The organism is Pseudochelatococcus sp. B33, assembly GCF_053570585.1.
Genome location: NZ_JBSEFH010000011.1, coordinates 125,497 through 146,385 on the forward strand (window position 1 = coordinate 125,497; position 20,889 = coordinate 146,385).

Genomic DNA, 20,889 nt, shown 5'->3' on the forward strand with positions numbered 1-20,889 from the left:
TTTGTTGAGCCAAGCCATAGCGCATCCACCACACCATTAAAGCCTGGATTCAAAAATCAGCATGGATGCAACTCGATTGTCAAAAGAGAGTTGGCACTACCGACTGCGGAGAGTGAAAAGTGTTGACACTATGGGGATTGTATGGTTTTTGAAGCAAGAGATGTTGTGGCGTACGGCGCGTAAATCAGAATAAATGAGGGGTGATAGAGTTTCCGAATCGCAAAATTAGAAGTAGATCGGCCGCAGTCCGAATAATGTGTTGACAGATTCGTGGTTCTTTATGCACAGTGGGTTGACGTGCGGCCGACCAGATTGATCTCCTCAGAATAGAATGATGCGAGGTAGAATTGATGATGCCGAAAGAAGCCGCTGAAGTCAGAGTGCTTTCAGCCACGGGCGTTTGCGGATCAGGATTCAAGGAAAGTTCGCTTGAAGCCGGAATTGCCAAGAAGCCGCATTTTATAGGCTGCGACGCAGGTTCGACCGACCCTGGTCCGTTCTCTCTTGGATCCGGCAGCATGGCTTTTCCATCCCGAGCAATCAAGCGCGACTTGGCGCTTATGATCAAGGCTGCTAAACGCGCTGGCATCCCGCTTCTCATCGGATCGGCCGGTACGGCCGGCGGGGCGCCGCATCTGGCCAAATTCAAGGAGATCGCTCTCGAAATCGCGCGGGAGGAGGTTCTGAAGTTTTCCTTGGCGCTAATCAGTTCCGAGCAGGACAAGGAGTATCTGAAGCGAAGGCTTGGCGAGGGCCGTATTACGCCGCTCAAGCCGGCGCCGCATTTCGACGAAGCGGTCATCGACAGATCGGAGCGTATCGTCGGCATGATGGGTGCAGAGCCTTATCTTCGCGCCATAAACAACGGCGCGGAAGTGGTCATCGCTGGGCGGTCCAGCGACTGTGCAATCTTTGCTGGTATCCCAATCAAGATGGACATAGCTCCGGGGTTGGCTTGGCATGCTGCCAAGATACTCGAATGCGGTGCGGCCGCTGCCGTGGCCAGGCCATCGCCCGATTGCATGTTCGCCACCTTGCGCGACGATCATTTCGATATAGAGCCGCTCGATCCTGGACTTCGATGCAGCCCACAAAGCGTCGCCGCTCATAGCCTTTATGAGAATGCGGATCCTTACCGGCTGGTCGAGTCAAGCGGAACGCTTGATCTGACGGATGCGGCCTACGAGGCGCTGGATGATAGACGGGTCCGCGTCCGCGGCAGCAAGTTCGAGCCGGCCAAGGTTTATACGGTAAAGTTGGAAGGTGCCGAACGGGCTGGCTATCAAAGTATCGTCATCGGCGGCATCCGCGACCCGTATATTATCAGGCAGATCGACTCTTGGGCCGAACGTCTGAAGGAGAAGGTCGCTTCGCGTGCCCGTGAAATGTATGCCAAAGATCCGGCAGCGGGCGAACATATCTTCAATGTTAGAATATACGGCAAAAACGGGGTTATGGGTGCACTAGAGCCCGTCCAGACCATTACGTCGCACGAAATCTGTATCGTTATGGAGGTCACTGCGGCAACGCAGGAGGCGGCGACAGGCATTGTCTCCATCGCGCGCCATCAGGCTTTACATCTACCTGTTCCTGAATGGGGCGGCTTCATCACCGGCGTGGCGTGTACTTACAGTCCCGCTTATGTCGAGCGCGGCGAGGTCTATCGCTTCAACGTGAATCATGTGGTTGCACCGGACGATCCGTACGAAATGTTTCCCATCGAGTATGTGAACGCAGGCTGAGGATGGATCATGGCAAAGCTTGGTGAATTGGCTCTCCTCATTCGCAGCAAGAATGCAGGACCGTTCGAACTGACATTCGATATCATGTTTGACGATCTGGCGACGTTCGAGCGAGTCCGCAAAAGCAAAATGTTGTCGGCCGAGTCTATCGCGGACATCTACCATCTTCCGGTCGACGATGTGAAATTCTTCGAGGTCCCGGCTGCATTGGCGTTCAAGGCATCCATACCGCGTGCCCAGTTCCAAGGCGATATAACGGACACCGACGGTCATGGCGGTCAGCAATACGCGCCGCTCATCGACATCGAAGTCCCCTGATCAGCCGAACATCGGCTTTTCGCAGTTGGAACGATGGTCCGTTGTGACCATCCTGGCTTCGGGAGGTGCCTGTGAAACTGACGAAAGAACTTCTGAGCGGCCTGATGTTTCTAGCTTTAGGGCTTGGAGCATTGTTTATGGGCATGCAGTATCGGCTTGGGACAGCCACCTCAATGGGGCCTGGATATTTCCCGGTCATGCTGAGCAGCGCCGTCGCCCTGCTTGGCGTGGCAATCGCGGCCAAAGCTATGCTCAACCCCGATGCGGCCCAGCCTGTAACGGAATTTCATGTCCGTCCTCTCGCGATTATAGTCGCTGCGATTTTGGCGTTCGGCTTGCTTATCGACCGCTTTGGGCTTGTTGTGGCGATGGCGGCCCTGGTCGCCGTTAGTCGCATCGCGATACGCGGCAGGGGGATCGTTGAGCTGACTGTGATCTTTGTGGTGCTGACCGCGATCGCCATAGGCATTTTCGTGTTTGGGCTGAACCTTCCGCTGAAGCTAAGGCCTTGGTGATGGATATAGTCTCCAATCTCATGCTGGGCTTTGGCGTCGCGCTTTCGCCGGCAAATTTGCTTTACTGCTTTTTGGGCGTTCTTCTCGGCACTTTCATCGGGGTCCTTCCAGGGGTCGGCCCGCTTGTCACGATCGCCGTGCTTCTGCCGCTGACGTTTGGACTGCCACCGGAGGGCGCGCTCATCATGCTGGCCGGCATCTATTACGGTGCGGCCTATGGCGGTTCAACGACGGCAATCCTCATCAATCTGCCGGGCGAATCATCAGCCGCGGTGACATGCATTGATGGCTACCAGATGGCGCGTCAGGGACAAGCCGGCCGGGCTTTGGCTGTGGCTGCCATCGGTTCGTTTGTAGCAGGGACGATTGGTACGACGCTGATTGCCGCTTTCGCGGGACCTTTGACCAGTATTGCGCTGGAGTTTGGACCGGCCGACTATTTCGCCATGATGGTCATGGCCATGGTCTTCTCAACGATACTGGGCCATGGATCACTTCTGATTGGAATTGCGATGTCGTTGCTCGGCGTGATCGTGGGGCTTGCAGGAAACGACGTGAATTCAGGAGTGTCGCGCTATACTTTCGGGCTGACCGGACTCGTCGACGGAATCGATTTCGCTGTCGTTGCCATGGGGCTTTTCGCGTTCTCGGAGATCGTCAAGACGCTCGAGACTCCGGAGGACGAAAACCAGACGGCCGCGCCGGTCGACAAAATCAGATTCGGATTACGGGACCTTGCGGAGACGTGGAAGCCGATTTTACGCGGCAGTGCAATCGGCTCCTTTTTCGGCGTGCTGCCGGGGGCAGGCCAGACTATAAGTTCCTTCGCCGCCTATATGTTCGAGAAGAAGATTGCGAAGGACCCCTCCCGCTTCGGAAAGGGTGCCATCGAAGGTGTGGCATCGCCGGAATCGGCCAATAATGCCGCCGCGCAGACGGCCTTCATCCCGACGTTGACGCTCGGCATACCTGGCAGTTCCACAATGGCGTTGATGTTGGGCGCATTGATGATCCAGGGTATCAGCCCGGGACCACAAGTCATGCAACAGCGCCCGACACTGTTCTGGGGTTTGATCGCCAGCATGTGGATCGGCAACCTGATGCTGGTGGTCCTCAATCTTCCGCTCGTCGGTCTCTGGGTAAAGATGCTGAAAGTTCCTTATCGGTGGCTTTGCCCGGCGATCCTGATGTTCTCCTGCATTGGGCTTTATTCGATCGGTTTCAGTACTACGGATTTGGGACTTGCGGCGATTTTCGGCATCGCCGGTTATATCTTCATGAAACTCGATTGCCCACCTGCCCCTTTCGTCCTCGGCTTCATTCTAGGACCTCTGATGGAGGAAAACCTGCGCCGAGCCATGCTGTTTTCGCGCGGCGACCCCACTACTTTCCTGACCAGCCCGATCAGTGCCGGTTTCCTGGGCGTCACCTTGCTGGTGCTGCTGGCCATGGCTGTGCCCGCGATCCGCAGGAAAAAGGAAGAGGCGGTCTTGTCGGAATAGCGAGCGGATGGAATGCTGCGTCATTCGATATCAGGCATTTGGATGACGCCGCTCTGGACAAAAAGCGAAAAATCCCGTTCAAGGTGCCATGATGACGATGAGCACCATTGCAATGACGGACGATAGCGGCAGTCGGAAGAAAAGACCTTCCGTCTCTGAAAACAGCGGCGGCACTCTTGCGCATGCCGCACTTGACCGGATCATAGAACTTATTCGGTCCGGCGAGCTTATGCCCGGCGGCATCGTTAACGAGGTCGATCTGGCTAAGCGTTTCGATATGAGCCGAGGCCCGATCCGAGAAGCGATTCGCCATCTGGAGGGGCGTAAACTCATTGTTAGAGAAGCCTATCAACGGGCTCGAATTGTTCCGCTCGGCTCGAATCAGATTCGCGAGATTTTTGAGTTACGCGAATGCCTGGAGGGCATGGCCTGCCGGCTGGCGACACGTATCATGACCGATGAGCAGATGGAGGCGTTCGTGGCGCAGGTCGAGCATGTCCACGATGCCCAGAGTCTGGCCCGTTTCTATACGACAGACTTCCGTTTCAATTTTCATCTGCTGATCGTTGAAAACTGCGGCAACAGAAGAATCCAGGATCTGCTGACGAATGAAGTTTATGAGCTTGTTCGTCTCTATAGATGGACAGCAAAAGCAGAGCCAGGACGAGACGGTATGGCACATATAGAGCATTGGCAGATCGCCAGAGCCATGAAGACTAGGGACGAGAATCTGGCCGAGTCGCTAATGCGCACTCATATTCAAAGATCGAAGCAAGCCGATACCGGAATATAGAGGTTAGGTGTTCGATCCTGGCATCATTGTCGTTCCAAGCGTCATCTCGTTCACATTGGCAGATCCTGAGCCTTGATCATCATGCCTCATAAGGTGATCCACGTGCGAGTGGAGAGGCATAAGGAACGTCACAAGATTGCTTGTACGCCTGCCTCCATCTCGCACCCCGCATTTCCGATATCCTGAGTTCTCCTCCGGGAAACATTGATTGCCGAGATTCAGTCGAGATCCGCCAATCAAAGTGTTGACACTTATGATTCGTTGAGCCAGTCTACTTCCAGGTTCGCGCCGGGCCGCGGGGCCATTTCTTTACGGCTTGAAATGTCGTGCAGAGGCCGCGAGCAACCATAAGTGAAGGAGAGGAAATGCATGGGCAAACGATGGATTAATCGGCCCGAGGGTTCCAACTGGGGGGACTTTGGAGACGACGATCAACACGGCCGCATGAACTTGATAACGGAGGAACGGCGGCGTCTGGCGTTGGCGGAGGTTCGGGAAGGCCGCAGCTTCTGTCTCAGCCTGCCTCTTGATCGACCTGGGGGGATGATCCTCAACCCACGACGTAAGGCGCCTGAACTCGTGCCGATCGTCCGTGATGGGCATGTCGCCTTCAACATGCAGATGAGCAAGGTCGACGAACATTCCACTGATGTGCACTCGGACGATGCCGTGCTGCTCTACAATCAGTATTCGACGCACTGGGATGGCTTTGCACATAAGGGCGCGATGTTTGACGCGGATGGCGACGGCGAGCCTGAACCCCTGTTTTACAACGGATTCAGGATCACCGATGAGCATGGCAAGGGCACTCAGGGCGATATTGGCGCTGCGGCGGTTTCCATCACGGAGATGGCCGAGACTTGCGTGCAGGGCAGAGGGGTCCTGATTGACCTCAGGCACCATCTCGGCGACAAACGAGTGAATGTCGATTTCGACATTCTGTCCGACATTCTCAAGGCTGACAACGTTGCCGTCGAGGAGGGGGACATCGTGTGTTTCCACACCGGCCTGGCAGATCTTATTATGCAATCGGAAGGCGATCCCGATCCGTCGGTGCGCACGTCCTGCGCTGTTATCGAGGGATCGGACCAAAGGCTGTTGGACTGGATTACCGAGACCGGTCTATCAGCTATCGCGGCCGACAATTTGGCGGTTGAGCGTTCATCCACGTTGGGGAAGAACCCGCATGCCTGCCACATCGGTACTGGCCTGCCCCTGCATAGGCACTGTCTGTTCAAGCTTGGCATCCATCTTGGAGAGTTGTGGTACCTGACGGAACTCGCTGCATGGCTGCGGCAGAACAACCGCAGTCGTTTCCTGTTGACTGCCCCGCCTCTTCGATTGCCCGGCGCCGCTGGCGCTCCGGTCACTCCGGTTGCAACAGTCTGAATCAATAGAGGCCGTGGCACAAGCTGCGGCCTTCTTCTAAGTAGGATGGATAGGGCGATCCCGGAATTCCCCGGGACCGCCAGAAGTATTTAGTCCGCCGTCGCTCCCGACGTCTTGACCACTTCGCCCCATTTGGCGACCTCGGATTCAATGTATTCCCCGAATTCGGCCGGCGAGTTGCTCGCGATCTCAAAGCCCTGCTGGTTGAGCATTGCCTGCACTGAAGGATCGGCGAGCGCCTTTTTGAACGCGTCAGCGAGCTTTTCTATGACCTCGACCGGTGTGCCGGCCTTGGTAACGACGCCGTACCAAGGCGCGGCTTCATAGTCCGGGATATTGGCCGCCTCCGCGACAGTCGGCATATCCGGCATGGAAGCGGACCGTTTAGCGCCGGTGCTCGCCAGACAGCGCATCTGACCTGCATCCATCAGCGGTTTCGCATTGCTGGGCGTGGGCAGGGCAATATCCAGCCGGCCTGCAATCATATCAGTGATAGAGGGCGCAGCTCCCTGATAGGGAATGTGAAGGATATCGACGCCGGCTTTCGTCTTGAACAGTTCTACCGCCAGATGGCTGGATCCACCGATCCCCGAGGAGCCATAGGTGAGCCTGCCAGGGTTTGCTTTGGCGAGGTCGATCAATTCCTGGAGCGTGCTGGCCTGCACCTTGGGGTTGACGCAGATCAGCAGCGCCGTGGTGGCCATCAGCGTGACCGGCGTGAAATCTTTAACAAAGTCATATCCGGGGTTCTTATAGAACGACATATTGATGGCATGGGCGACGTTTCCTTGCAGGACCATATAACCGTCCGCCGAGGCCTCGCCGACAAGCTGTGCTGCTACGCCTCCGCCTGCGCCAGGCCGATTCTCCACGACAAAAACACCATTCAACTCCTTGGCAGCTTGGGCAGTTACCACGCGCGCAAGAGTGTCGTTCCCGCCACCAGGCGCGAAAGGCACAACGAATGTTATCGGTCGTGAGGGATATTCCTGCGCAAGCGCAGACCCATTGGCAACAAGCGTTGCAACCACTCCTGCCGCAGCGACAATTTTCAACAACGTCATCGAACCCTCCCATGTTGAGCGACGGTATTCAATTGAAGAACCATACGCTGGATGCCCATAGTGTCAACACTTTAGGGATCACTCAAGGGGTGAATGCATCTGGTGCTGTTCGCAATTAAGGAGACAGCCAACTTAAAATCGGACGAACGCGCGTATGGCATCGATGCAGCGTCGGGCTCGTCCATGACTAGCAATGCCGATATCACGACCATTGGTCAGCAAGCCTACGGTGTGCAGGCAGCCGGGACCGGTACTCATTGAGGACGTGCCGGAGTTTAGCGAGATATTGGAGCCGCTGCTTGCCGCGTGGAAGAAGCGACGCGATGAATTTGCGACGCTGGATCGCAAGGTCTGACAGGCAGCGAAGGTCCACCAGTCCGGACAATGGAGGACTTCCTCCAGGGCAGACGCGCCTATGTCAGATGCGCCCTCAATAGGCCCGCGCTGGTCGCATCCCGCTTCAATCCCGACCTCAAGGAAAAGTACAACCGACTCATCGCTGCCGGAAAAGCCTCAAAACAGGCCATCACCGCCATCATGCGAAGCTCGTCGCACTCGCAAACGCTCTCCTGAAGGTCGAAAGAAACTGGACACCAAAACACCCTTGATCATAACGGATACTCTGGGGTCATGCTTTGCCATTTTCTTTTTCGATATCTCGTGCCATGAGATATGCTTAAAAATGATGAATCAGGCAATGATTCAAGGACCAATGCCGGGATAGGGAGGAGGCGGTTATGGATGTCTCTCAGCTTGTAACGCTGGTCCATGTCGCGGAGCTTGGCAGCCTCAGCAAGGCGGCGGATCGGCTGAATATTGTTCAGCCCGCGCTGAGCCGCCAGATCCGGCTTCTGGAACAGGAACTCGGCGTTCCCCTGTTCGAGCGTCATGGACGCGGCATGGCGATTACGGAGATGGGAAAAGACGTGCTGGACCACGCGGTCAGGGTGCTGGCCGAGCTCGAAGCCATGCGCCGTTCTGTTGAGGAGGGGAGGACGTCCTTCCGCGGCATCGTCCGGATCGGCACCACGCCCACGGTCGCCGATATCGTCACTGTGCCGTTGATGCAGCGCATCCGCGAGGCCCATCCCAACCTGAACATCCGTTTCTCCTCGGCCTTCAGCGGCTACCTTCCCGAATGGCTGAAAAGGGGGGAGCTCGACATCGTCGTCTCCTACGACCCTCCTCCGACGAAATCACTGCGGGTGACACCCGTGATGATGGAGCAGCTCTATCTCGTGAGCGCTCGTCCGGGGCTGTCGTTGGACAAGCCAGTTCAGTTTGCGAAGCTGGCCGACGAGCAATTGGTCCTGCCCAGCCCCCGCCACGGCCTGCGCGTGATCTTCGACGAATGCGCCAGACAGGCGGGGATTACCTATACCCATGTGGTGGAGGCGGATTCGTTCGCAGCAATGACGGATCTCACTTGTGCCGGCTTCGGAGCCACGATTCTGCCGTTGGCGCCGATCCACCGCCTCATGCGCGAAGGCAGACTGTCCGCCGCGCCGCTCACAGACCCGACACCCGAACGCAAGCTGGTTGTTTGCTACTCGGCGGACAGGCCCGTCAGCCCCGCCGCACGCTATGTCGGCGATAGCTTCATCGAGATTGCGACCGAACTGGTGAATGCCGGCATCTGGGGTGGACAAATTCTCGATGCCAAAAAGAAGATATAGAATCCCGCTATAGCTAGAAGAGCAAAATAGCATTTTTTGATTTTCCTCTAGCGCGCTACGACTTTTCCTCGCTGCTGTGCTTGGAGGAAATGATGCCAATAAACAGGCTCGAGGGGCCGAGGCAACGTCACCAACGACATGCGCATCGCGCGCGAGGGGGTGTTCGGCCCGGTGCTGTCGATCATTCCCTTCGAGGACGATGAGGATGCGATCCGCATCGCCAATGACACGATCTACGGGCTCGCCGCGGGCGTGTGGACGCAGAACGCGCGCCGCGCGATCCGTATGGCCGACGCGCTGAAGGCAGGCACGGTCTGGGTGAATACCTATCGGGCGATGAGTTTTCTGGCGCCTTTCGGGGATTACAAGAAGAGCGGCATCGGGCTGAACCTGGCCGAGGAGGTTCGAACCTCTTCGTCCTGCGGTGAAATTTTGGGGGAGGCGATACAAGCCGTGTCAGACCAGTATCAGGACATTCGCGAGGCCGTGCGCGACCTCTGCGCGCAGTTTCCGGCGGAGTACCACCGCAAGATCGACGAGGCCCGGGCCTATCCGGAGGAATTCGTCGACGCGCTCACCAAGGCTGGCTGGCTGGCAGCGCTTATCCCGGAGGCATACGGCGGCTCGGGGCTCGGGCTCACAGAGGCATCCGTGATCATGGAGGAGATCAACCGCGCGGGCGGCAACTCGGGCGCTTGCCATGGGCAGATGTACAACATGAACACGCTGGTGCGCCACGGTTCCGAGGAGCAGCGCCGGCGCTACCTGCCGAAGATCGCCTCTGGCGAGCTGCGCCTGCAATCCATGGGCGTGACCGAACCCACGACCGGGACCGACACGACCAGGATCAAGACGACCGCCGTGCGCAAGGGCGACCGCTACGTCATCAACGGCCAGAAGGTCTGGATCAGCCGCGTACAGCACTCGGACCTGATGATCCTGCTGGCGCGCACCACGCCGCTGGCCGAGGTGAAGAAAAAGTCGGAAGGGCTGTCGATCTTCATCGTCGACATCAAGCAGGCCGTGAAGAAGGGGATGGAAGTGCGCCCCATCCCCAACATGGTGAACCACGAAACCAACGAGCTGTTCTTCGACAACCTGGAAATCCCCGCCGAGAATCTGATCGGCAAGGAGGGGCAGGGGTTCAGGTACATCCTCACCGGCCTCAACGCCGAGCGCACGCTGATCGCGGCGGAATGCATCGGCGACGGCTACTGGTTCATCGATAAAGTGTCCGAATACGTCAAGGAGCGCGTCGTCTTCGGCCGTCCCATCGGCCAGAACCAGGGCGTGCAGTTCCCCATCGCGGAAGCCTTTATCGAGGTGGAGGCGGCGAACCTGATGCGCTTCGAGGCCTGCCGGCTCTATGACGCGCATCAACCCTGCGGCACGCAGGCCAACATGGCGAAGTATCTTGCCGCCAAGGCGTCCTGGGAGGCGGCCAACGCTTGCCTCCAGTTTCACGGCGGTTTCGGCTTCGCGTGCGAATACGACGTCGAGCGCAAGTTCCGCGAGACGCGGCTTTATCAGGTGGCGCCGATCTCGACGAACCTCATCCTGTCCTATGTGGCCGAGCACGTGCTCGGCCTGCCGAGGTCGTTCTGATGACAGGGATAAAACTGCCGCTTGAGGGTATCACTGTCGTCGCCATCGAGCAGGCGGTGGCAGCGCCCTTCACGTCCTCGCGTCTGGCGGATGCGGGGGCGCGGGTCATCAAGATCGAGCGGCCGGAGGGGGACTTCGCGCGCGGCTACGACGATGTCGCGTCTGGCCTGTCGAGCTATTTCGTCTGGCTGAACCGGGGCAAGGAATCGGTCACGCTCGATCTGACGAAATCCGCGGGCAAGGCCCGGCTCGCCGAATTGCTGGCCGGCGCCGACGTGCTCGTCCAGAATCTGAAACCCGGTGCGCTCGACAGGCTCGACTTCGATCGCGAGCGGCTATCACGGGACTATCCGCGACTGATTAAGCTCTCTATCTCGGGCTATGGCGAAGGCGGGCCGATGGCGTCGCGCAAGGCCTACGACCTGCTGATCCAGGCGGAATCGGGGCTGTGCTCGGTCACCGGCGGGCCGGAGAGCCCGGCGCGGGTGGGTATCTCGATCGCCGACATCGCCACCGGCGCCACCGCCTATTCAGCGATCCTCGAGGCGCTGATACGGCGCAGCATCACCGGCAAGGGCGTCCATATCGATGTCTCGATGTTCGACGTGATGGCCGACTGGCTGACCGTGCCGCTTCTCAACCACGAAGGCGGCCGGTCGCCGAAGCGGATCGGTCTCGGGCATCCCTCGATCGCGCCCTATGGGGTGTTTTCGACCAGCGACGGCAAGCAGATCCTGATCTCGGTGCAGAGCGACCGCGAGTGGCGCAATCTGGCGAAGCTCTTCCTCGGGGATGAGGCGTTGGGAACCGACCCGCGCTTCGCCACCAACGTGGCGCGGGTGAACAACCGTCCGGAAACCGATGCCGTGGTGAGTGCGGCCTTTGCCGCGCGGACAAATGACGAGGCGCTGGCGGCCATTCAGGCGGCGGATGTGGCCTTTGCTTCGGTCAATGACATGGAGGGTCTGTCGCGCCATCCGCACCTGCGACGGATCACAATCGACACACCCAACGGCCCCCTGTCCTATCCCGCGCCGGCGCCGGTTTTTGTGGGCGAGGAGCGCCGTTATGGCGCGGTTCCAGCGCTTAATAAGGAAAAGGAAGAGACCGGCAGGGGGGAAGTCTGATGAGTGTCGATATCGCGCATCTGCGGGAATGGATCGGGCGCGAGGACAGCGTCTCCGATATAGTAACGCCGGAACTGGTCCGCCGCTTCAACGCCACGCTGGATCTGGACGGCAGCAGTGACCCGGGCGATCCGGCGCCGCTGCTGATCCATCTCTGCCTCGGTCAGCCTGCGGTTCCAGGGGCTGAGCTCGGCCCCGATGGCCACCCCGCCCGCGGCAGCTTCCTGCCGCCGGTGCCGTTGCAGCGTCGAATGTGGGCGGGCGGCGCCTTCACCTTCTACGACGATATCCGCGTCGGCGAGACGGTGACGCGCTCCTCCCGGATTATCGATGTGGCGTTGAAAGAGGGCAGGTCGGGGCAACTATGCTTCGTCACGGTAGAGCACGGCATCAGTGCCGGTGGCCGCGCGGCCCTCACTGAGCGGCAGGACATCGTTTATCGTGATGCCGAAGGGGCCAAGCCGGCTTCAGTGCCGACCGCACCCCCCACCGCCGCCCCGGAGGGAGCGCACCGTCGCAGCATCATGCCGACCACGACCCTGCTGTTCCGCTATTCGGCGCTCACCTTCAACGGCCACCGCATCCACTACGACGCACCCTACGCGCGCGGCGTCGAGGGCTATCCGGGCCTTGTCGTTCATGGGCCGATGCAGGCGACGCTGCTGCTCCATCTTGCCGCCGAAGTCCGGGGGAGGGCACCTGCGCGCTTTTCGTTCCGCAGTCTTTCACCACTGTTCGACAACGCGGACTTTACTATCAATGCAGCGGAAGACGGGGCTGCGCTGAAACTGTGGACTGCCCGCGTCGGCGGCCCTGTGGCGATGGAGGCCAGAGCAGAATGGTAGACTTCGGCAGAAAGGCAGGCCCGGGCAGAAAGGCAGGCTTGGGCAGAAAGGTGGATCTGGGGTCCATCCGCGCGCCGCTCTTCGTTCCCGCCAACCGCCCCGAGCGCTTCGCCAAGGCGGCCGCCTCGGGAGCGGATGCGGTGATCCTTGATCTGGAGGATGCCGTCGCCGCCAAGGTGAAGGATGCCGCGCGCGCTGCGCTCGCCAGCGACTTCACAGATATGCCGGTGATCGTGCGCATCAACGCGATCGGCACGCCGTGGCACGAGGCCGATGTGGCGGCGGTCACCCCGCTGCCGGTAGCGGCTGTGATGCTGCCCAAGGCGGAAGAGGCCGGGGCGGTGACTGCGGTGGCGCGGGTGCTTGGCCATCCGGTCATCGCGCTGGTCGAAAGCGCTCGCGGCCTTGCCAATGCGTGCACCATCGCGGCGGCTGAAGGTGTGGCGAGGTTGGCCTTCGGCTCCATCGATTTCTGCGCCGATCTGGGTTGCGCCCACCTGCGTGAGGTCCTGCTGCCGCCGCGATCGGAGCTGGTGCTCGCGTCACGACTGGCAGGGATCGCCGCGCCCATTGATGGCGTGACGGTGCAGCTTGATGATCCCACTGTCACCCATGAAGATGCTGCCCATGCGCGTGCGCTCGGCTTCACGGGAAAACTATGTATCCACCCGAAGCAGATCGCCGAAGTGAAACGTGCTTTCGCTCCGACGGAAGCCGAGATCGCCTGGGCGCGGCAGGTGCTGGCGTCTGGCGACGGCGCGGTCTCGGTCGACGGCGCCATGGTGGATGAGCCGGTACGCATCCGCGCCCGCGCCATCCTCGTGCAGGCCCGGTGAGCCGTGGCCGATCTGCCCCAGCTCATATTGATTTCCGGTCTCCTGAATGATGCGGAGGTGTGGCGCGCCGAACCGACACCGGCGTCTTCACCAAGTCCATGACAGTCTCCAAAAAAGTCCTTTGCACGCCGATCGTTTTCAGCCTTGGTATGCCCTTTAATCGGCTCCTCTCGCATCTATCATGTTATAATAATATGTTGTATAGTTTATGAAAGGCATTGCGAAAGCGGAAAACCATGGACTACACAACGCTCGGACGAACTGGCCTCACCGTGAGTGTTGCCGGGCTTGGGTGCGGCGGTTTCAGCCGTCTCGGCCTGTCGCATGGCAAGACGGAGGCCGAGGCCGCTGACATTGTCCGCGTTGCGCTCGATCTTGGCGTCAACTACATCGACACTGCGGAAGCTTATGAGAGCGAGGGAGCCGTCGGCCTGGGTATCCGCGGCCGTGATCGCAGCACGCTGGTCATCGCCACCAAGGGGCGCGTGCATCGGCAAGGCGAGCTCTATTCCGCCGATAAAATCGCACATAATATCGATGCTTCTTTGAAGAGGCTGAGGACGGACTATATCGATGTCTACCAGCCGCATGCACCGCGGCCGGAGAATTTTGCTCATTTGGTGGAAGTGGTGCTTCCCGTTCTGCTTCGAGCCAAGGAGAGCGGCAAGATCCGCCACATCGGACTCACCGAGTCAGGCGATGATCCCCATCATTTTCTTCTGCTTCGCGCAACGGCGCATACTGAGTTCGAGGTGATGCTGCTGGCTTTTCACATGATGCACCAGAATGCGCGCCACGAACTGCTTCCGCGGCTCCAGGCAAACCAGACCGGCGCTGTGGGAATGTATGCCGTTCGCAACATCTTTGCGAATGGCGAGGTTCTACGCGCAAAGGTGAGGGAGCTCTGTGCCGCGGGGCAATTGCCTGCGGAGCTCGACCACAAGGAAAACCCACTCGACTTTCTGATCCACGAGGGAGGAGCCCAAACCGTTGTTGACGCTGCATACCGCTTCGTTCGTCATCAGGCCGGCGTGAATGTCGTGGTGTTCGGGACAGGAAACCCTCAACACGTTCACAGCAACGTCACCTCCATCACGCGGCCTCCGTTACCGGCCGAAGACACCGAGAATATCCACATGTTGTTCGGCCATCTCGTCGGGGTCGGGTTGGAGTCGACGTCAAGAGCCGTGAACCGAAGGCCGATGACGGACTGTAGTCCCATGCCATTCGATGCAAGTCCGAACCTGCGACGCTCCTGAATATAATGGCGCAACAGAACCTGGGCCGGATCGATATTCAGGAAATTGATCATTTGCCGTCGTGAGATGAGCGAAGCCTGTGAAATAGATTGTGCGTTGGTCGTAGTGCGTGACGAATATACGGAAGTATCTGGCGATTGAAGTATCGCCCGATGGGGTGTCCGTACTTATAGAGGAGGGCAGACCATGGTCCGAGTCGCCATTTTGGACGACTATCAGAATGTCGCGCTGAGGCTGGCGGACTGGGATTCGCTGTCTGATTGCGAGGTTGTCGCGTTCAACGATTATTTGCGCGACGAAGACGACCTCGTGGCCCGGCTCAGCGACTTCGACGTCATCGTCGCGATGCGCGAGCGGACCCCTTTTCCGGCATCGTTGCTGAGACGTCTTCCGGGGCTGCGGTTATTGGTGACGACCGGACGCCGAAATAGCGCTATCGATCTGCAGGCCGCTCAGTCACAGGGCATTGTGGTATGCGGGACGAGGGGATTGGGATATCCGACGGCGGAACTTACCTGGACGCTGATTATGGCGCATATGCGTCAGATTGCGACCGAAGATCGTGCGCTTCGTGAGGGCCGATGGCAGACGAAGCTCGGCCGCGGCCTCAGGGGTAAGACCCTCGGCATTATAGGCCTTGGCAGGAAGGGAACAGAGGTGGCCGGTTATGCCAAGGCCTTCGGCATGGATGTCGTCGCGTGGAGCCCGAACCTGACCGATGAGCGAGCGGCCGCCGCGGGGGCAAAGTGCATTCCGCTGCCTGACCTGCTTGGTCAATCCGACATCGTCACTATCCACATAGTGCTGGGCGAGACGACGAGGGGGTTGATCGGCGAGAAGGAACTCGCCTCAATGAAGCCCGGTGCGATCATCATCAACACGTCGCGCGGGCCGATCATTCAACAGGACGCCCTCGTCGATGCTCTCGAGAAAGGCACGATTGCAGGCGCTGCCCTCGACGTCTTCGATGACGAGCCGCTGAACGGTGCCGACCACCCATTGGCCAAGGCGCCTAACACCTTGCTCACTCCCCATATAGGGTATGTCACCGAGGAGGGATATCGTGTGTTCTTCGAGGACGCCGTCGCGGATATCGCTGCCTTCTTGGAGCAATCGCCCATACGGGTGCTTGGCGATGAACGGGATTCTCGCACCAACCATTAATTGGCGTTGAGCGAGCGGGGATGAACGGGAAGGGCGTTCCCACCGGCCTGATCTGCTTGGCAGTTAGCGTGGCGCTCGCGTGATTTCTTGATCACGCTGGTGGGGGGACTGACGCGGACTGGTTGAATGGCAAGCCATTGTCAAACTGCTCTGGCGCTTCCTTCAGATCGATTGCAGTTCCCGATGAACACCTGGCGAATTCACTTGACAAGCATCATATAAGGAATAATGTTATACTCTAGTTGATTGTCAGATGCTACGGATTGATGGTCGAATTTCCCGAAGGAGCTATGCGGCAATCCCGCTTGGGATTACGAGCCGACTTCTGACGGTCCGTGCGGCAACGTCTGTGTTTTGCCTGTCTTCGTAAGGCTACCGGTGGGTGTTTCACTGGCCCCTGACGCGTCAGGGACGATTGTGGAACGGGCGTGCAGACGTGGAGGCTGACATGGCCGGTCGGTTAGAACGAAATGCCGTGAGGCAGCCGGCACAAAAGGGGAAGGCAATCACGAGATTACCGTGACGTGATACCTGGTGGAGCCTTACTGGTGGTTGTTGATCTGAGCCTTCAACGCCCCTTTCAGATCGTCACGCAAATCGCCCAAGATGCCAGCGGCGGAAACTGAAGCGCAAGATCGCGATCCGAGTAGATGGCTGGGCTTCAGTCTACTTTCGCGTCGTCAATCACAACATTTGGACCAAAAAAGCTGGGACGAATGAAATGAAAAAAAGACTAGGGAACACATTTACCGCCCTGACGACGATCGTCGTCGGAACGCTCGCAAGTTTTGGCGCGCAGGCACAAGCGTGGCCTGAGCGGGCGATCACAATCGTCGTCCCTTTTGCAGCGGGCGGTGGTGCCGACCCGGTTGCACGTACGGTTGCGGTCGCTCTTCAGGAAGCATTCAGGCAGCCGGTCGTGGTCGACTTTCGGCCCGGCGCGAATGGGGCTATTGGCGCTAACATTGTCGCCAAAGCCAAGCCTGACGGGTATACGCTGATGGTGACGTCGCAGGCTCCGCTGGTCAACGTGAAATTCGGCAAGGACCTGCCTTACGATCCGGATCGCGACCTAGTCTCCATCGCCCAGATCGCCGAATCTCCCTTCATGCTGACCGCCAGCGCCAAGTTCCCGCCGAATTCCCTGCAAGAGTTGGTCGAACACGCCAAAGAGCACCCCGGAGAGGTCAATGTAGGTGTCTCCAGCTTCGGCGGCCTCGGGCACCTGTCGGCCGTAATCCTGCAGGAAGCCACCGGCACGAAGCTTACAGCCGTTCCCTATGGCGGCGTTGGCGAGCGCATCGCAGACCTGATGGCGGGCACAATCGATATTTCGACCGGAATTGGTGCGAGCGGCTTCCTTCCCGGCATCCACGATGGCAGCCTCAAACCGCTCGTGGTAATGGGAGATACGCGCCTTCCGGAACTTCCAGAAATACCGACCGCGATCGAGGCTGGCTATCCGGACGCGGTCTCCAGTGGCTGGTACATGCTGTCTGCTCCGCGGGACCTGCCACCCGAACTGGTCGAGCAAATCAACGAAAAGGTCGTGGCATACCTCAACCGGGCCGACATCAAGGAGAAGTTCATCCAGTTCGGCAACATGGTCAAGACCGGCTCGCCGGAGGATGCCAAGGCGTTGATCCAGCGCGATACGAATGTGCTGAAGGATCTCATTGATCGCGGTATTTTCACCGTTCAATAGCAAAGGCCGAGTCTGACCTGATCTCCGCCGCATATATGGCCATGATCGCTTGCTGGCGGGTTTCCCCTCCGGCAGCCCCATCCCCTCCTAACCAAACGAGATTCGAGATGGACGAGAATCTGCACAGACAGATCGAACATGACTGCAGGAACCTGCTCTATCGCCATGCCCAGCTGTCCGATCGCGGACAAGTTGCCGAAGCGGTCAGTCTCTTCGTTCCGGACGGCACCTGGATCCGCGGCGGTAAGCCTTACACCGGGCACCAGCAAATGTTGTCATCGTCATCGCGCCCGCCAACGGCGATCAGCCGCCATTTCACCGCCAACACTGTCGTCAATGTTCAGGATGAGAACCACGCGTCGGCGGTTTCTTACTACATCGTGTTTCGGCACGATGCAGGTGTTCCCGATCCAGAATTTCCACTTCCACTCGGCGGTGCCTACAGCATGGGCGAATGGCATGACCGCTACGTGCGGACCCCTGACGGATGGCGGTTTGAGTTTCGCGAAGTGAAACGGCTTTTCCAGCAATCGGTTTAGGTATTTGATGGATTGGACTTATGTCTAATCTTTGAGATTCTGCAGCCCATTGTTTACAGATGAATTCGCAAGACATGATATCTTCGAACGTCACAAGCGAAGTTGTAGTCTTAGACAAAGCCTGGCAGATGTAGAGATAGTTGTTCATGGCTTGCGCCAGCCGTGGATGCAGGCAGGAGACAGTGTTCTGCGCGAGCCCGGCCGCACGCGTCCCGACTGAGCGTCCTTTGATCCGGTCAAAGGTTCCGATTTGGCGGTATTCTTGGGCGAACGGATCGGATGTCGGATGAGGAGCGGACGCTGATCGGGCCTTTGCTTCCGGCTGAACGAGGGGATGCCATCCCAGCCAAAAGGAATCAGCGCGACCCAACATGCGCGATCGACACACATACAAATGGCGCAACCCGATCAAGCGGCCCTTCGAAAAGCTCAGGAACTGCAGTCTCGCTGCCCGCTTCCGGCGCCGCTCCAGCTTTCGATTAGCATACCCCGGAAACGAGCAGCGGCCGGTGAAAGCCGACCGGCCCGCCTTTCGACAATGCCGATGGGTCGGATGACGACCGGATCCTCGATCGGCCGGATGACTATCGACGGATGATTGCCCTGAGGCGTGGCAAGTCTGGGAAGGACAGAAACGCCGAGCCCGGCTTCGAGCAGGCTAAGCGAAGTCGAAAGATGATTGACCTCGTAGAACCAGTCGAGATCAACGTCGAGCTTTGCCAGGGCATTGTCGAGTATCGTCCTGTTACCGCTATGGCGGCTGACACCTATAAGTGGAAAGCCAGCAAGATCCGTCCATCGCACTCTATCCTGTTGCGCCAGTGCATGGTCCCGATGGCAGGCGAGCACGAACGGATCGTCCATGAGGTGCGTGAAGCGAAGATCGGAATCGGCGGACCCGAGCATATTGATTCCAAACTCCGTATGTCCGTCGGCAACGCTCTGCAAGCCTTCATGCGCGGGAAGATCATAGATACGAAAACGTATGCACGGATGCTGCGCGTTGAATTGTTTAATCACCCGAGGCAGGAAGTAGAAAGCCGCAGTCGGCACACTGGCTATGGTCACTATACCCGACTGCCGATTGCCGGTTTCACTCATCGACAGGATCGACATCTCTAGCTCATCGATCATGCGCGCGAATATCGGCTGAAGTTTCTGCCCAACAGACGTGGCAGTAACACGGCGCGTCGTGCGCTCGAGCAGAACCGCCCCGATCGACGCCTCAAGATGCTTTATGCGACGGCTCAGTGCTGGCTGAGAGAGGTTCAGCGTTTCGGCCGCTCCCACAAAGCTGCCCTCTTCCAAAATCGCAAGGAACACCCTCAGATCCAGCAATTCAAGATTTATACGCATTCGTAATTAATAGCTCCGAACATTGCATTTGTCAACTTAAAGCCACCAGGGTACTATCGGAATGCAAGTCGATGGTCGTTCCCTTTTGTGCATTGATTGGGTTGCTCATATGAATGACCTACAAAGAATTCCGTGTGTCCTTATGCGGGCAGGGACCTCACGTGGGCCGTTCTTCCTGGCTTCAGACCTGCCTCAAGAGCCGCAGCGGCGCGATGCCATTCTGCTTGCAGCGATGGGCTCGGGACACGAGTTGCAGATAGATGGAATCGGAGGGGGACACCCTCTAACGAGCAAGGTTGCCATCGTCGGGCCATCGCGGCGACCGGATGCTGACGTGGACTATTTGTTCGCGCAAGTGAACGTCTATGAGAATGTTGTCGACACTGGACCCAACTGTGGCAACATGCTTGCCGGGGTTGGACCTTTCGCCATCGAGTCCGGACTGGTCATTGTCGAATCCGAGATGACGATGATCCGTATCCACAACGTGAATACCGGTAAGGTGATCGAGGCACGTATTCCGACGGCCAATAGAAGCGTTGCCTATCGTGGCGCCACCTCGATTTCCGGAGTGCCCGGATCGGGTGCGCCGATTGCGCTCACATTCCTGGATTCGGCCGGCTCGAAGACGGGTGCCCTGCTTCCAACCGGTGCGGCGAAAGATATGATCGAAGGGATCGAGGTCAGCTGCATCGATGCAGCTATGCCGGTTGTTCTTATTCGTGCCCGGGACCTTGGCAAAACGGCCATGGAAATGCCCGCTGAACTCAATCGTGACAGAGATTTCCTTCAGCGCCTGGAGAATATCCGCATTACCGCAGGCAAGTTGATGGGTCTGGCGGACACCGCAGATCGGGTGATCCCCAAGCCGATACTCATCGCTAAAGGCACCAATGGCGCACACCTGACGACACGTTATTTCATGCCGCACCAATGCCACACGGCGCTTGCAATCACTGGCTCAATCGCTCTCGCCAGCGCGTGTGCCACGCTTGGAACGATCGCGGCGGAGCTGTGCGGAGCGATCACTTTGCCGGTGACGCTATCATTTGCACATTCTGCAGGCCGGCTGGATGTAGCTGTTGAGATGAGAGACGGCCGCACACCCGTTGCATCCGTAATCCGCACGGCGAGAAGGTTGTTCGAAGGTGCGGTTCTTGTGCGGCCGGAACAGACCGCCCTCAATCTTGAGGGATAGGCAGTCTAAGCTTGCGTGAGACTCACCCCACAAAGTGAGGCAGAATCATACAATGTCAGAAAGCTTGGTCGCGCGGTGCCTTGTTGGAGCCACCCTGGGCCTTGCTGAAGAACCACGAGAGCCGCGACTACAGTATAAATTTGGCGAGCTGATCGATGAGCGATCGGAGCGACTGGCACGCTTGGTCGTCCTGCCAGATAGGGAGTTAAAGGCTGCCGCTTGAGCAGCCGGCCGCGATGGAGAACTGTGGACAGGA

General features: G+C 58.5%; 19 protein-coding genes and 2 pseudogenes. 19 read left to right on the forward strand and 2 right to left on the reverse strand.

The features are described from left to right. Positions 1-350 precede the first annotated feature (350 nt). The 6 genes from ACUSIJ_RS13885 (at position 351) to ACUSIJ_RS13910 (ending at position 6,259) form a co-directional block, all read left to right on the forward strand. Positions 351-1,742, forward strand: coding sequence for an acyclic terpene utilization AtuA family protein (locus ACUSIJ_RS13885; RefSeq protein ID WP_449308997.1), 1,392 nt, complete (start codon positions 351-353; stop codon positions 1,740-1,742). 9 nt (positions 1,743-1,751) lie between these two features. After that, complete coding sequence (locus tag ACUSIJ_RS13890; protein WP_449308998.1) at positions 1,752-2,060, forward strand: DUF4387 domain-containing protein; 309 nt, start codon at positions 1,752-1,754, stop codon at positions 2,058-2,060. Between the two features lie 71 nt (positions 2,061-2,131). Continuing rightward, positions 2,132-2,575 (forward strand): tripartite tricarboxylate transporter TctB family protein, encoded by a 444-nt coding sequence (locus tag ACUSIJ_RS13895; protein ID WP_449308999.1) that lies wholly within the window; start codon positions 2,132-2,134, stop codon positions 2,573-2,575. Then, entirely contained in the window at positions 2,575-4,077 is a 1,503-nt protein-coding gene (locus ACUSIJ_RS13900) for a tripartite tricarboxylate transporter permease (RefSeq protein ID WP_449309000.1), read from the forward strand. Before ACUSIJ_RS13895 ends, ACUSIJ_RS13900 begins: the two co-directional genes overlap by 1 nt. A 97-nt stretch (positions 4,078-4,174) precedes the next feature. Beyond that, entirely contained in the window at positions 4,175-4,870 is a 696-nt protein-coding gene (locus tag ACUSIJ_RS13905) for a GntR family transcriptional regulator (protein ID WP_449309001.1), read from the forward strand. A gap of 369 nt (positions 4,871-5,239) precedes the next feature. Beyond that, a complete protein-coding gene (locus ACUSIJ_RS13910) occupies positions 5,240-6,259 on the forward strand; it encodes a cyclase family protein (RefSeq protein ID WP_449309002.1) in 1,020 nt (339 codons plus the stop codon). Positions 6,260-6,348: 89 nt separating this feature from the next. On the opposite strand, the gene ACUSIJ_RS13915 is transcribed toward ACUSIJ_RS13910, so the two are convergent. Beyond that, the gene (locus ACUSIJ_RS13915) at positions 6,349-7,323 is read right to left on the reverse strand and encodes a Bug family tripartite tricarboxylate transporter substrate binding protein (protein ID WP_449309003.1); all 975 of its coding nucleotides are present in this window, start codon (positions 7,321-7,323) and stop codon (positions 6,349-6,351) included. A gap of 93 nt (positions 7,324-7,416) precedes the next feature. On the opposite strand from ACUSIJ_RS13915, the gene ACUSIJ_RS13920 reads away from it, so the two are divergent. The 12 genes and pseudogenes from ACUSIJ_RS13920 to ACUSIJ_RS13975 all read left to right on the forward strand — a co-directional run bounded on the left by ACUSIJ_RS13920 (position 7,417) and on the right by ACUSIJ_RS13975 (position 18,079). Next, entirely contained in the window at positions 7,417-7,584 is a 168-nt protein-coding gene (locus ACUSIJ_RS13920; RefSeq protein WP_449309004.1) for a hypothetical protein, read from the forward strand. A gap of 132 nt (positions 7,585-7,716) precedes the next feature. Continuing rightward, positions 7,717-7,931, forward strand: a pseudogene (locus tag ACUSIJ_RS13925) (IS110 family transposase); the annotation flags it as partial. A 129-nt stretch (positions 7,932-8,060) separates the two neighbouring features. Then, positions 8,061-8,999: a LysR family transcriptional regulator gene (locus ACUSIJ_RS13930; protein ID WP_449309005.1), complete on the forward strand. Its 939-nt coding sequence runs from the start codon at positions 8,061-8,063 to the stop codon at positions 8,997-8,999. A gap of 135 nt (positions 9,000-9,134) precedes the next feature. Next, a pseudogene (locus ACUSIJ_RS13935) lies at positions 9,135-9,377 on the forward strand (aldehyde dehydrogenase family protein); the annotation flags it as partial. Between the two features lie 66 nt (positions 9,378-9,443). Next, on the forward strand, positions 9,444-10,604 hold the full coding sequence (locus tag ACUSIJ_RS13940) for an acyl-CoA dehydrogenase family protein (protein WP_449309085.1): 1,161 nt from the start codon (positions 9,444-9,446) through the stop codon (positions 10,602-10,604). Then, positions 10,604-11,731: a CaiB/BaiF CoA transferase family protein gene (locus ACUSIJ_RS13945; protein ID WP_449309006.1), complete on the forward strand. Its 1,128-nt coding sequence runs from the start codon at positions 10,604-10,606 to the stop codon at positions 11,729-11,731. Before ACUSIJ_RS13940 ends, ACUSIJ_RS13945 begins: the two co-directional genes overlap by 1 nt. Next, positions 11,731-12,576 (forward strand): FAS1-like dehydratase domain-containing protein, encoded by an 846-nt coding sequence (locus ACUSIJ_RS13950; protein WP_449309007.1) that lies wholly within the window; start codon positions 11,731-11,733, stop codon positions 12,574-12,576. Before ACUSIJ_RS13945 ends, ACUSIJ_RS13950 begins: the two co-directional genes overlap by 1 nt. A gap of 38 nt (positions 12,577-12,614) precedes the next feature. Further along, the gene (locus tag ACUSIJ_RS13955) at positions 12,615-13,412 is read left to right on the forward strand and encodes an HpcH/HpaI aldolase/citrate lyase family protein (protein WP_449309008.1); all 798 of its coding nucleotides are present in this window, start codon (positions 12,615-12,617) and stop codon (positions 13,410-13,412) included. Between the two features lie 236 nt (positions 13,413-13,648). Then, positions 13,649-14,671, forward strand: coding sequence for an aldo/keto reductase (locus tag ACUSIJ_RS13960; RefSeq protein WP_449309009.1), 1,023 nt, complete (start codon positions 13,649-13,651; stop codon positions 14,669-14,671). A 186-nt stretch (positions 14,672-14,857) separates the two neighbouring features. Beyond that, entirely contained in the window at positions 14,858-15,835 is a 978-nt protein-coding gene (locus ACUSIJ_RS13965; protein WP_449309010.1) for a D-2-hydroxyacid dehydrogenase family protein, read from the forward strand. A gap of 721 nt (positions 15,836-16,556) precedes the next feature. Then, positions 16,557-17,540 (forward strand): Bug family tripartite tricarboxylate transporter substrate binding protein, encoded by a 984-nt coding sequence (locus ACUSIJ_RS13970; RefSeq protein ID WP_449309011.1) that lies wholly within the window; start codon positions 16,557-16,559, stop codon positions 17,538-17,540. 107 nt (positions 17,541-17,647) lie between these two features. Next, positions 17,648-18,079 (forward strand): nuclear transport factor 2 family protein, encoded by a 432-nt coding sequence (locus tag ACUSIJ_RS13975; protein ID WP_449309012.1) that lies wholly within the window; start codon positions 17,648-17,650, stop codon positions 18,077-18,079. 429 nt (positions 18,080-18,508) lie between these two features. On the opposite strand, the gene ACUSIJ_RS13980 is transcribed toward ACUSIJ_RS13975, so the two are convergent. Continuing rightward, entirely contained in the window at positions 18,509-19,435 is a 927-nt protein-coding gene (locus ACUSIJ_RS13980) for a LysR substrate-binding domain-containing protein (protein WP_449309013.1), read from the reverse strand. Positions 19,436-19,544: 109 nt separating this feature from the next. On the opposite strand from ACUSIJ_RS13980, the gene ACUSIJ_RS13985 reads away from it, so the two are divergent. Continuing rightward, positions 19,545-20,633, forward strand: a complete 1,089-nt coding sequence (locus ACUSIJ_RS13985) for a 4-oxalomesaconate tautomerase (RefSeq protein WP_449309086.1) — start codon at positions 19,545-19,547, stop codon at positions 20,631-20,633. Positions 20,634-20,889: the final 256 nt, after the last annotated feature.